This window comes from Frondihabitans sp. OV104 (assembly GCF_057787745.1).
In genome coordinates this window covers 2,514,084-2,525,779 of sequence record NZ_CM173541.1, presented here as the reverse complement: position 1 = coordinate 2,525,779, position 11,696 = coordinate 2,514,084, and the positions used below count along the sequence as shown (strand labels likewise).

At 70.6% G+C, this 11,696-nt stretch carries 11 protein-coding genes; 7 read left to right on the top strand and 4 right to left on the bottom strand.

All coding sequences use genetic code 11. The features are described from left to right. Positions 1–169: 169 nt before the first annotated feature. Both AC3CBB_RS11870 and AC3CBB_RS11865 read left to right on the top strand, forming a co-directional pair. Positions 170–925, top strand: a complete 756-nt coding sequence (locus AC3CBB_RS11870) for a sugar phosphate isomerase/epimerase family protein (RefSeq protein ID WP_488624722.1) — start codon at positions 170–172, stop codon at positions 923–925. Then, positions 922–2,022 carry a Gfo/Idh/MocA family protein gene (locus AC3CBB_RS11865; protein ID WP_123505513.1) on the top strand — a complete coding sequence of 367 codons (1,101 nt, stop codon included), beginning with the start codon at positions 922–924 and terminating at the stop codon, positions 2,020–2,022. Before AC3CBB_RS11870 ends, AC3CBB_RS11865 begins: the two co-directional genes overlap by 4 nt. A 43-nt stretch (positions 2,023–2,065) precedes the next feature. Here the strand turns inward: AC3CBB_RS11865 and AC3CBB_RS11860 are convergent, their stop codons facing one another. Together AC3CBB_RS11860 and AC3CBB_RS11855 are read right to left on the bottom strand one after the other, a co-directional pair. Beyond that, positions 2,066–2,902: a metallophosphoesterase gene (locus AC3CBB_RS11860; RefSeq protein WP_488624721.1), complete on the bottom strand. Its 837-nt coding sequence runs from the start codon at positions 2,900–2,902 to the stop codon at positions 2,066–2,068. Between the two features lie 178 nt (positions 2,903–3,080). Next, on the bottom strand, positions 3,081–3,671 hold the full coding sequence (locus tag AC3CBB_RS11855; RefSeq protein WP_488626745.1) for a YitT family protein: 591 nt from the start codon (positions 3,669–3,671) through the stop codon (positions 3,081–3,083). A 163-nt stretch (positions 3,672–3,834) separates the two neighbouring features. Here AC3CBB_RS11855 and AC3CBB_RS11850 point away from each other — a divergent pair, with 163 nt between their 5' ends. Next, complete coding sequence (locus tag AC3CBB_RS11850; protein WP_123505511.1) at positions 3,835–4,302, top strand: Lrp/AsnC family transcriptional regulator; 468 nt, start codon at positions 3,835–3,837, stop codon at positions 4,300–4,302. Between the two features lie 108 nt (positions 4,303–4,410). Further along, positions 4,411–5,442: an iron-siderophore ABC transporter substrate-binding protein gene (locus tag AC3CBB_RS11845; protein ID WP_488624720.1), complete on the top strand. Its 1,032-nt coding sequence runs from the start codon at positions 4,411–4,413 to the stop codon at positions 5,440–5,442. A gap of 87 nt (positions 5,443–5,529) precedes the next feature. Here the strand turns inward: AC3CBB_RS11845 and AC3CBB_RS11840 are convergent, their stop codons facing one another. Further along, positions 5,530–6,612 carry a LacI family DNA-binding transcriptional regulator gene (locus AC3CBB_RS11840; protein WP_488624719.1) on the bottom strand — a complete coding sequence of 361 codons (1,083 nt, stop codon included), beginning with the start codon at positions 6,610–6,612 and terminating at the stop codon, positions 5,530–5,532. A 159-nt stretch (positions 6,613–6,771) separates the two neighbouring features. Between AC3CBB_RS11840 and AC3CBB_RS11835 the strand changes: the two genes are divergently transcribed. The 3 genes from AC3CBB_RS11835 (at position 6,772) to AC3CBB_RS11825 (ending at position 9,885) form a co-directional block, all read left to right on the top strand. After that, on the top strand, positions 6,772–8,865 hold the full coding sequence (locus tag AC3CBB_RS11835; protein ID WP_488624718.1) for a beta-galactosidase: 2,094 nt from the start codon (positions 6,772–6,774) through the stop codon (positions 8,863–8,865). Positions 8,866–8,942: 77 nt separating this feature from the next. Then, entirely contained in the window at positions 8,943–9,353 is a 411-nt protein-coding gene (locus AC3CBB_RS11830) for an ester cyclase (protein ID WP_488624717.1), read from the top strand. 139 nt (positions 9,354–9,492) lie between these two features. After that, positions 9,493–9,885 carry a hypothetical protein gene (locus AC3CBB_RS11825; protein WP_488624716.1) on the top strand — a complete coding sequence of 131 codons (393 nt, stop codon included), beginning with the start codon at positions 9,493–9,495 and terminating at the stop codon, positions 9,883–9,885. A gap of 44 nt (positions 9,886–9,929) precedes the next feature. Here the strand turns inward: AC3CBB_RS11825 and AC3CBB_RS11820 are convergent, their stop codons facing one another. After that, positions 9,930–11,594 carry a cation:proton antiporter gene (locus AC3CBB_RS11820; protein WP_488624715.1) on the bottom strand — a complete coding sequence of 555 codons (1,665 nt, stop codon included), beginning with the start codon at positions 11,592–11,594 and terminating at the stop codon, positions 9,930–9,932. Positions 11,595–11,696 lie beyond the last annotated feature (102 nt).

The window sequence follows — 11,696 nt, the reverse complement described above, 5'->3', positions numbered from 1 at the left end:
CCAACCACAGGTCGGCAACGCGACAGTAGTCGGTTTGCCTGTGCCTGTGCAACTGTTTCGCGGACCTTGTGAGCCGCCTGATCACCGGGCTACGCTGAGTTCGGCCATGAAATGATCGACTTTTGATCGAAGATCAACAGAAGTCACCACGAGTTTCCAGGAGTCACTGATGACAACGCCTCTCTCCGTCCAGCTCTACAGCGTCCGTGACGCCGTGGCCGAGAACCTGCAGGCGGCAGTCGACCGTCTCGCGGCCATCGGGTTCACCGATGTCGAGCCCTACGGCTTCGCCGAGCGCCCCGCCGAATTCGCCGCGGCACTGAAGTCCGCCGGCCTCGCCGCGCCGTCCGGCCATGCGGCCGTGATCGCCTCCGACGACCCCGACGCGATCTTCGCCGCAGCCGTCGAGGTCGGCATCGAGACCGTCATCGACCCGCACGCACCCGACCCGAGCTGGGCCTCGACCGACGCGGTCGCGGCCCTCGCCGAGCGCGTCAACTCGCTGTCTGCCACGGCTGCCGCGCATGGGCTCCGCTTCGGCTATCACAACCACAACTGGGAGCTGGAGAAGACCTTCGACGGTCAGACCGCTCTCGAGCTGTTCGCCTCGCAACTGGCGCCCGAGATCGTCCTCGAGGTCGACACCTACTGGGCGGAGATCGGCGGCGTCGACGCCGCCGCCCTCCTGACGCGGCTCGGCGACCGCGTCCAGCTGATCCACGTGAAGGACGGACCCCGGACCGGCGGCAAGGAGCTCCAGGCTCCCGCCGGTCAGGGCGAGATGCCGATCCCCGCCATCCTCGCCGCAGCACCCCAGGCGCGACGCGTCATCGAGTTCGACGTCTACGCTGGCGACGTCTTCGAAGGCATCGCCGAGTCGTTCGCCTGGCTCACCGAGCACGACACTGTAGGAGCAGACAAGTGACCAATTCCGTAAAGATCGGCTTCATCGGAGCCGGCAACATCTCGACCCAGTACTTCGACAACCTGACGAAGTTCGCAGACGTCGAGGTCGTCTTCATCGCCGACATCAACCTCGCCGCAGCCGAGGCGCAGGCCTCGAAGTACGGCATCGCGCGCTTCGGCACCGTCGACGAGCTCCTCGCGATCGACGAGATCGAGATCGTCGTCAACCTGACCCTTCCGGCCACGCACGCCGAGGTCGGCGAGCGCATCCTCGCCGCCGGCAAGAACGTCTGGAGCGAGAAGCCGCTCGCTCTCGACGCCGCCAGCGGCACCCGTCTTCTCGAGGCGGCGGCCGCAGCGGGGCTGCGCGTCGCGTGCGCCCCCGACACCGTCCTCGGCGGCGGCATCCAGACCGCCATGCGCGCCATCGCCCGCGGCGACATCGGCGAGCCGCTCACCGCGACCACGCTGTTCCAGGTGCCCGGGCCCGAGTCGTGGCACCCCGGCCCCGAGTTCCTGTTCGCCAAGGGCGCCGGCCCGCTGTTCGACATGGGCCCGTACTACGTGACCACGCTCGTCCACGCGTTCGGCTCGGTCGCGACGGCGCAGGCCGTCTCGTCGAAGTCGCACGAGACGCGCACCATCGGCTCGGGCCCCAAGGCCGGCACCGAGTTCCCGGTCGAGGTGCCCACCCACTACTCGGCGCTCCTCTCGTTCGAGGCCGGCCAGTCGGCTGCCACGACGCTGAGCTTCCAGCAGGCGCTGCCGCGCATGGGCTTCGTCGAGATCACCGGCACCGAGGGCACTCTCGTGCTCCCCGACCCGAACACCTTCGAGGGCGACTCCACCCTGTGGGCCTTCGGCAAGGGCGAACCGACCACCATCCCCGTCGAGGGCTCGACCTGGGGCCGCGGCACCGGAATCGTCGACCTGGCACGCTCCATCCGCGCGGGCGTCCCCGAGCGTGCCACCGGCGCGATCGCGGGCCACGTGCTCGACGTGCTCCTGGGCATCACCGAGGCCGCCGAGACGCGCTCGACCGTCACGATCGCCAGCTCCGTCACGAAGCCCGAGCCGCTCCCGGTCGACTTCGACCCGTCGGCCGCGACGCTCTAGCAGGGCCGGAAGGGCGCAGGAACCCCGGTTCCTGCGTCCTTCGTCACGCCGCGGGCGGCCCGGCCTCCGCCGCGATCCGCGCCACCTCGTCGGCATCGAGCGCGAAGACGATCCCGCCGTCGTCGGGCGCGGCGGCCGTGAAGGGCAGCACGCGGACTCCGCCGTCGGCGTCGAGCCTCACGATCGTTCCGGCGGCCCCGCGCACGGCGCCCTCGTGGCCGGCGGGCGCGAACAGGTCGGACTGGTTCGCGACGCCGCCGCTGACCACGACGGGGATGCCGGCCACCGCGTCGACGAGCGACAGATGGTAGTGGCCGGCGAGGACGACGCGGACGTCGGTGCCGCGGATCACCTCGACGAAGGCCCCGGGATCCTGCAGCTCGAGAGCGGCGAGGAGCGGCGTCGCGGCGGGGATCGGCGGGTGGTGCAGCAGCACGACGGTGCCGCGGGGGCTGGGCGACGCGAGCTGCTGCGCGAGGAGGTCGAGCTGCTCGGCGCCGAGACGGCCGTAGCCGGCGCCGGGGACCGCGGTGTCGAGGACGACGACGCGGGTCTGTGCGACCGAGAACACCGGGGTCGTCTCGCCGAGGACCTCGCGGAACCCGTCGTGCAGGTCGTGGTTGCCCATGGCGTAGGCGACGCGGGCGCCCCGCGCAGCGGCCCACGGCTCGACGAGGTCGCGAAGGGTGCGGTACGACTCGGGGGTTCCGTCGTCAGACAGGTCGCCGGTGCACGCCACGAGGTCGAGACGCTCGATCGCCGAGGCCCGGGCCAGCACTCGCTCGAGGTTCGCGCGGGTGTCGACGGTGCCGTAATGGCGGCCGTCGCCGGCAAAGAGGTGGGTGTCGCTCAGGTGCAGGATGTCGAACGTATCGCTCATGCGCTCACGGTAGCGCGGGCCGGTGACAGGCCGCGTGCGCGCTGCCAGAGCGACGGCGCAACGGGGCCGGGGTTTCTCCTGGAGTCGCTTTCCCTGAGCGTGAATTCACGCCCAGGGAAAGTCTCCCCAATGGAAACCCCGGGCCCGCGGGGTCGTGATCGGGTGGCGTGGCCGCGCGTCAGAGCCAGCGCGGCACCCCGGCGTAGCGGCCGGGGCGGTGGTTGAGCGCGATCATGAGGTTGATGACGACCGCACCGCCGGCCGACAGCAGCACGAGCCAGGCGGGCACGACGGCGAAGGCGGCGAGCACGACGGCGACGTCGAAGCCCATCTGCACGTAGCCGGCGCGCCAGCCGAGGCGCTCCTGGGCGATCAGCGCGACGATGTTGAAGCCGCCGAGGCTCGCGCCGTGGCGGAACAGCACGATCACCCCGAGTCCGGCGAGCACGTTGCCGACGACCACTGCGTAGACCGGCGACAGGTGCGAGACGCCGAGGGCGGCGACGTGGACCGATGAGAGTCCTGAGACGAGGGCCACCGACAGGGCGGTCTTGAGCGTGAAGACCCAGCCCTTCTTCCAGAGGGCGAGGGCGAAGAACGGCGCGTTGACGGCGAAGAAGAGCACGCCGAAAGGGACCGGGGTGGCATAGCTGATCAGCAGCGAGAGCCCCGCGGTGCCACCGGTGACGACGCCGGCCGACTTCAGCAGGAAGAGGCCGAGCGACGCGACGAGCGTGCCCGTCGCGATGCCGAGGGCGTCCTCGATCATCGAGTGGCGGGTCGGGGAGGGGGCCGGCGCGGTCGTGGCAGCGGCGGCAGGCAGCGTCTGGGTCACGGCCCCATCGTCGGTGCGCGTGGGCCGACGCGCAAGCATCGGGCGCAGGAACGTGCACACGCCCATGCCAGCCATCGATTCCGGGCAGAATGCTCACATGACCGTCGATCCTCTCGATGCCCGCCTGATCCTCGCCCTCGACGCCGACCCTGACGCCACCGTGGTCGCGCTCGCCGCGAAGCTCGGCGTCTCGCGCAACACCGTGCACGCCCGCCTCAAGCGCATGGTCGACGGCGGCACGCTCGGCGCGCAGAGCCGGCGCGTGCATCCGGCGGCGCTCGGCAGGCCGCTCACCGCGTTCGTCTCGATAGCGCTGAGCCAGGCCGACGAGGAGCATGCCGTCGCCGGCCTCGCCGCGCTGCCCGAGGTGATCGAGCTGCACGCCATCACGGGCGAGAGCGACATGCTGGCGAGGGTCGTCGCCGCCACGACAGAGGATCTGCGGCGGGTGACGGGGGCGATCCTGCGGATCCGCGGCGTGGTCCGCACCAACACGACCATCGCGCTGACCGAGGTGCTGCCGATGCGCCTGGGCCCGCTGCTCGAGCGCGAGGCCGCCCTCTAGCCGGACCTGCGTGAGCGCTCGACGATGGCCGTTGCAGATTAGGCAAGGTTTGCCTAACTAAGGATGACCTAATAAGGTCGATGCGACCCCACCCGAAAGGCACCGCCCTTGTCATCCTCCCTCCTGCGCAAGTCCGCCGCGATCGCGGCCGCCGCTGCCCTGGCCCTCTCGCTGGCCGCCTGCTCGACCTCGAGCGACGCCGGCTCGACCGACACGTCGAGCTCGTCCGCCGACGCGTTCCCGGTCACGATCAAGTCGGCACTCGGCTCCGCGACCATCGAGTCGAAGCCTCAGCGCGTCGTCACCATCGGCTGGGGCGCGGCCGACACCGTCGTCTCGCTCGGCACCACCCCTGTCGGCATCGAGGAGGTCACCTGGGGAGGCGACTCCGAGAAGGACTACCCGTGGGTGACCGAGGCGATCCAGAAGCGCGGCGACGCGCTGCCGAAGACGTTCGCCGTCTACCCCGACATCGACATGACGGCGCTGGCCGAGCTGAACCCCGATGTGATCATCGCGCCGCAGTCGGGCATCACTGCCAAGCAGTACAAGACGCTCAGCGCTCTCGCACCGACCGTCGCCTACCCCGGCGAGGCGTGGGGCACCTCGTGGAGCGACGAGATCTCGATCATCGGCAAGGCGCTCGGCGAGACGGCGAAGGCCAACGACCAGGTGACGAGTATCAAGAAGACTCTGGCCGACACCGCCGCCGCCAACCCCGAGTTCGCCAAGTACGACTTCACCTACATCTACGCCGCCGAGCCGGGTGCGCTGTCGATCTACCAGAAGGGCGACCCGCGAGTCGACATCATCTCCGGTCTCGGACTGACGCCGGAGAAGACCGCGGCGGCCCTTCCGAAGACGGCCGGCACCTTCGTCTCGACCATCGGACTCGAGAAGGCCGATGAGCTCGACAAGACCGACATCGTCTTCACCTGGTTCAACGACAAGGCCAACCAGGCCGAGATCGAGAAGCAGCCGCTGTACGCGCAGATCCCCGCCGTGAAGCGCGGCTCCTACGTCGCCAACACGAACCAGCAGCTCGCGATGGCCTCGACGGTCATCACCAGCCTGAGCCTGCCGTACGCGCTCGACCGCTACGTCGACATGATCAAGGCGGCTGTCGCCAAGGTCGAGTAGTCGGTTCGCTCCTGAGAAGGCCCCCGTGCAGCCGCGCGGGGGCCGTCTCTGGTCGCAGGATCGCGCCGTCGTCAGCGCGGCGGGTCGTCAGGGGCGGCGCGGCGCCGTCGACTCCCGCGCCACCAGCGACGTCGCGAGCTTCACGTGGTGCGAGGACGGCGCCGTGCCCGACGCCAGCCGCAGCACGGTCTCGACGGCGAGGCGGCCGATCTCGCGCATGGGGGTGCGGATTGTCGAGAGCGTCGTCGGCATGGGCATCGCCGAGTAGGTGTCGTCGTAGCCGATGACGCTGACGTCGTCGGGAACCCGGAGCCCTCGGGCGACGACGGCCCGGATGGCGCCGAACGCGGCGCCGTCGTTCGTGGCGAACACGGCCGTCGGCGGGTCGGCGAGGGCGAGCAGCCGCGCGGTCTCCTGCTCGGCGGCATCCAGGCTCGAGGGAGCGGCGTCGACGGGCCACGCCCCGAGGGGTTCGCCGATCAGCTCGGAGTCGTCGACGATGCCCGCCGCGGCCAGCGCGTCGCGGTAGCCGCCGAATCGCTCGCGCTCGTCAGCGCCGGCCGGGTGGCCGCTCACGAAGCCGATGCGGCGGTGCCCGAGCGCGATGAGGTGCTCGGTGGCCTGGAGGCCGCCGGCGAAGTGGTTGGAGCCGATGCTCGCGAACGATGCGTCGAGGCTCGCGGCCGAGGCGTTCGGCCCGCTCGGCGGGTCGACCGCGACGAGGGCCAGCCCGGACTCGCGGCACGCGGCGACGAGCCAGGGCTCGACGCGGGTCGTCACGAGCACGACGCCCTGATGGCCGCGTGAGGTGATCGACTGCACCCACGCTCGGTCGAGCACGAGGGGCTCCTGACCGTCGCCGGGCACGCGCAGCACGGTGGTGACGAGATCGACGCCGGCGCCGCGGCTCGCCGCCACGAGCCCCTCGAGCACCTTCATCGAGTAGAGGTTGACCAGGGTGTCGAAGACGACGTGGACGGGACCGCGCCCGGGTCGTTCGCGCGAGAGCGGCGTGTAGCCGACCTCGGCCATCGCCCGTTCGACCCGCTCGCGGGTGGCCTCGGAAGAGCCTGGCCGCCCGTTCAGGACCTTCGAGGCGGTCGCCTTCGAGACGCCGGCGAGCGCTGCCACGGCATCGAGGGTCGGCCGGGAGTCCGGTGTGCGTGCCATGGAATGCCCCTCACGACGACAGTCGATGCTTGACGGGGATCGATCGTGCTCGTAGCCTCGATCTGCCAGCGAAACTTATTGAAACAGTTTCGCACATGGAAAGCAAGTGCGCGAGTGCAGCCTCTGCGCGCGCGCAGTTCGACGACGAATGAGAGCACGATGTCTTACACCCCGAAGCAGGTCCTGTTCGGCGCGGCGTATTACCACGAGTACCAGCCGACGCCGCGACTGAAGCAGGACTTCGACGAGATGAAGGCGGCGGGCTTCAGCGTCATCCGCATCGGCGAGTCGGTCTGGTCGACGTGGGAGCCCGAAGACGGCGTCTTCGACCTCGAGTGGATCACCCCCGTGCTCGACGCCGCCGCCGAGTACGGCATCGGCGTGATCCTCGGGACGCCGACCTACGCGATCCCGCCGTGGCTGCAGCGCCGCTACCCCGAGCTGAACGTCGAGATCGCCACGGGCAAGCCGTTCGGCTGGGGCATGCGCCAGGAGATCGATGTCACGCACGCCGCGTTCCGGTTCCATGTGGAGCGCGTCGTCCGGAAGATCCTCGAGCGCCACGCGTCGCACGAGGCGATCATCGGCTTCCAGGTCGACAACGAGCCCGGCGCCTGGGTCATCCACAACCACGACGCGTTCGAGCGCTTCCGCGACCATCTCCGCAAGAAGTACGGCACCGTCGAGACGCTGAACGAGACCTGGGGCCTGACGTACTGGTCGCACCGGCTCACCGACTGGAGCGACCTCTGGCGCCCCGACAGCAACTTCCTCCCGCAGTACGACCTCGCGTGGCGGCTCTTCCAGGCCGACCTCCTGACCGAGTACATGGCCTGGCAGACCGCGATCGTCGACGAGTACGCGGGCGACCGCTTCGTCATGACCTGCATGTCGTACACGCGCCCGACGATCCGCGACGACTCCATCGGGCAGATGATGACGGTCACGGCGGGCAACCCGTACTTCAAGGCGCAGGACGCCCTGACCCTCCCCGACTCCGAGATCAAGCCGCAGACGTGGTGGACCCAGGGCACCTGGGGCCTCTACCACTCGGCCGACTGGATGTACGGCACCCGCCACGAGCCGTTCCTCGTCACCGAGGTCGGAGCGGGCTCGATCGGCTTCTCGTCGATGAACCACCCCGCCTACCCCGGCCAGCGACGCCAGAGCGCCTGGGCGCTCATCAGCCGCGGTGCGCAGATGATCGAGTACTGGCACTGGCACACGCTCCACTTCGGCCCGGAGACCTACTGGGGCGGCGTCCTCCCGCACAGCGAGAAGCCGGGGCGCACGTACCGCGAGATCGCTGCGCTCGGCTCGGAGCTGCAGGAACTCGGCGACCGCATCGTCGGCCTCACCCCCGACGCGCACGTCGGCCTCCTCTACGACCACGCCTCCAAGTGGGCCTTCGAGAAGTTCGGACCTCTGGCCGGCCCCGGCGGCTGGCCCATCGACGACTCCTACTCGCCACTCGTCGAGGCGTTCGAGCGAGGCGCCTTCGACGCGGGGCTGCAGACCCGGCTCTTCCACACGTCGGCCATCCTCGACTTCGACCCCGCGGTCATCGCCGCCGAGATCCCGGTGTTCGTGGCGACCGCCTACTACGTGGCCGACGACGCCGTGCTGGCGTGGCTGCGCGACTACGCAGCCGCCGGCGGCCACCTGATCGTCGGACCCCGCACCGGGTACGCCGACCTCGAGGCCCGCGCCCGGCTCGAGGTCGCACCGGGCGGGCTCGCCGACGTCGCGGGGGCCTGGTACGACGAGTACACCAACGTCGAGGCGCCGGTTCCTGTCGTCGCAGTGGCCGGTTCGTGGCTGGAGCTGCCCGACGACGCCGCGGCGGTCGAGTGGATCGAGGCGTACGAGGCCACCGACGCCACCGTCCTCGCCCGCTACGACCACCCGCACCACGGCAGCTACGCCGCCGTCACCACCAAGGAGCTCGGCTCGGGCCGAGTCACCACCGTCGGCGCACTCCCGAACCCTCCGTTCGCGCAAGGCCTCTTCGCCTGGGCGGGCGAGATCGGCTCCGCCCGGCCGTGGCGTCCCGCCGCCGGCTCCGTGCGCGTGCACTCGGCCGTCAACGAGGCCGGGGAGCGCCTCCACGTCGTGCAGAACTGGTCGTGGACGCCCGCCTCGGTCGAGCTGCCCTTCGCGGCGGCCGACCTCCACTCCGGCGACGCGCTCGAGGCCGGCGCGGCCCTGTCGCTCGGCGCCTGGGACGTCCGCGTGGTGGTGACCCCCGCCTAGCCGAGTGGCGCGCGCGTACCCCGGGCGTTGACTGGCGGGGTGCGCGCCGTCCGGGCGCGCCGGAGAGGAGAACCGGCATGGCAACGGAGATCACGGAAGGCGGCGAGGCCACCCTCGCAGCGATCGAGCGCATGCGCGACCAGTCGCTGGAGCTCGGCGAGAGGTTCGACGTCGACTTCGCCGACCACGACCCGGCCGAGGGGCAGCCTGCCGGCGGCGGCGGCATCGCCTGGTTCTGGGAGACGTTCGGGAAGTCGTTCTCGGACATCGATCACGACGTCGTCGAGACGATCGCGACGCCCACGAAGTTCATCACCATCACCGACCTGTCTGGCACCCACACCGGCGACTTCATGGGGCACGCTGCGACCGGCAAGCGCTTCACCGTGCGCAACGTGCAGGTGATCGGGTTCGCCGACGGCAAGGCCCGCGACCGCTGGGGCTCGACGGACGTCCTGGGGATCCTGCAGCAGCTCGATCTCCTGTAGCGACCGGTCTGCTCCCGGGTGCCGCCGGGGCTATCACCCGGTCGGGTGGCACCAGAACGTGGAGGCGCGGGAGAGGAGCCCGCGACCCTAGCCTTGCCGCGAGGGCGGAACGCCGACCCTCACGAGAGAGGGGTCGCGCATGGACGGCAGCAACGGACTGGTTCGCGGAGTTCCTGCGTACACGTGGTCTCTGGCCTTCGTGCTCGCCGGAGCGATGACGGTGCTCGGTCTCGTCTCCCTCGTGGGCGCCCTGCTGTCCGTCGCCACCACCGGTCAGCCCGACCTCAGCGTCACGGTGGCGCCCGTCGTCGTCCTCGCGCTGGGCCTCACCGGCCTGCCGCTGTGCCGGATCGCGCTGCCCCGGGTGGCCGCGCGCGAGGCCGAGGCGGGGTACACGACCGTCCCGCTGCTGTCGGGCGATCTGCCTCTGCGCGACCCGCGCGACGGCCGCACCCTGCTCGCAGCCGGTGCCACCGTGCCGCGCTCGTACCGCGTCAGCCTGCGGCCGGCGCGCCGGCTCGCGCACGCCTAGGCGCTCGCTGGCTGTGCCGCGTGAGTCAAGCGACCCGCGTCGGCTCAGCCGTTCGGGCCGCCGCGCAGGTCGATGCTGATCTGATCCGCGTCGAGCACGACCAGGGAGCTCTGCAGGATCTCGGCGTCGAACGTGCCGTCGTCGCGGGCGTCGAGCAGTGCGTTCCGCTGCGCCTGCAGGACGGCGAGCCGCGTCTCCTTGTCGACGAAGTCGCCGCGCTGGTAGTCCGTCATCAGCGGCGCCGACGCCTCCTGCATCAGCGTCATGATCTTGGTGCGCTCCGCCGTCTGGTCGGCCGGGTTCGTCGTCGCGGGCGCCAGTCGCTTCACGAGCCAGCCGATGCTGCCGCCCTGGAGGAGCAGCGACCCCGTTGCGACGGCGAAGGCGATGAACACCAGGAGGTTGCGGTGAGGGGCGTCCTCCGGGAGCGTCTGGGCCGCCGCGACGGTGATGGCGCCGCGCATGCCCGCCCAGACGAGGATCGTGCCCTCCTTCCAGCCGAGCGGCGCCTGCAGGTAGTACTCGATGTCGGCCAGAGCCCGCACCAGTCGCGTGCGCATCATGCCGAGGCGCGTGGGGTCCTGTCTCGCCTTCTCGAAGCGCTCCTGACCGGCGCGGCTCGCTCCGCGTCGCGATCCGTCGGTGATCGCCAGAGGCTCACCGCTGTCGATCTGGCCCTGCATGGTCGTGAAGCGGTCTTTCGACTTCGCCATCCGCGCGGCCCGCTTCTTCAGGCCGTTCAGCAGCAGGCTCAGGTAGAGCGCTCGCACGCCGAGCGTGATGACGAACGCGCCGGCCGCGATCAGCAGCGCCAGCGGGACGCCGACGCTGTCCTCGTGCACGTCGCTCAGGATGCGGGAGAGCTGGAGCCCCATCGTCAGGAACAGTGCGCCTTCGAGGACGAGCTCGACCGTCCTCCAGTTCTGTGCGTCCGACAGGCGATGCTGAGGGCTGAGGACGCGCGGCGCGCCCCGCCCCGTCACCAGCCCGGCCACCACCGCTGCGACGAGTCCGGACGCTCCCAGCGCCTCGGTCGGCAGGGCGGCGATGAACGGCACGGCGAAGCCGATCACCGTGTTGACCGTGGCGTCCTGAACCCGCTTGCGCACGAGCAGGTTGACCTTGCCCACAGCGAAGCCGGTGGCGACGGCGACGAGGACCGCGTAGGCGAACGACCCGAGGGCGCCGATCGCCGAGAACGACAGGGCGACGGCGGCGACGGCCGACCGCAGGGTCACCAGAGCCGTGGCGTCGTTGAGGAGGCTCTCGCCCTCGAGGATCGAGACCACGCGCGGCGAGACGCCCAGCTTCTTGATGATCGACGTGGCCACGGCGTCGGTGGGGCTCACGACCGCGCCGAGGGCGATCGCCCAGGCCAGCGGCAGGTCGGGGATCGCCCACGCGAAGAACAGGCCGAGCAGGAGGGAGGACGCGATCACGAGCACGACCGACAGCCCGCCGATCGCGCCGAACTCGCGCCGGAAGTTCATCGACGGCATGGACACCGACGACGAGTACAGCAACGGCGGCAGGACGCCCAGCAGCAGCCACTCGGGATCGATCGGGAGATCGGGCACGGCGGGGATGAGCCCGACGACGATTCCGAGCACGACGAGCAGGAGCGGCGTGGCGATTCCGACGCGCGGCCCGAACGCCGTCGCACCGGCGACAGCCAGCAGGCCGAGCACTCCGATGATCAGCGGTGTCATGCGTCCATTGTGGCGTCACGAGCCGATCGTTCGCGGCGCGGCCCCGCGAGGACTACCGTTGGAGGAGCATTCGAGCGAAGACGACGAACCAGCGCCTTCGCG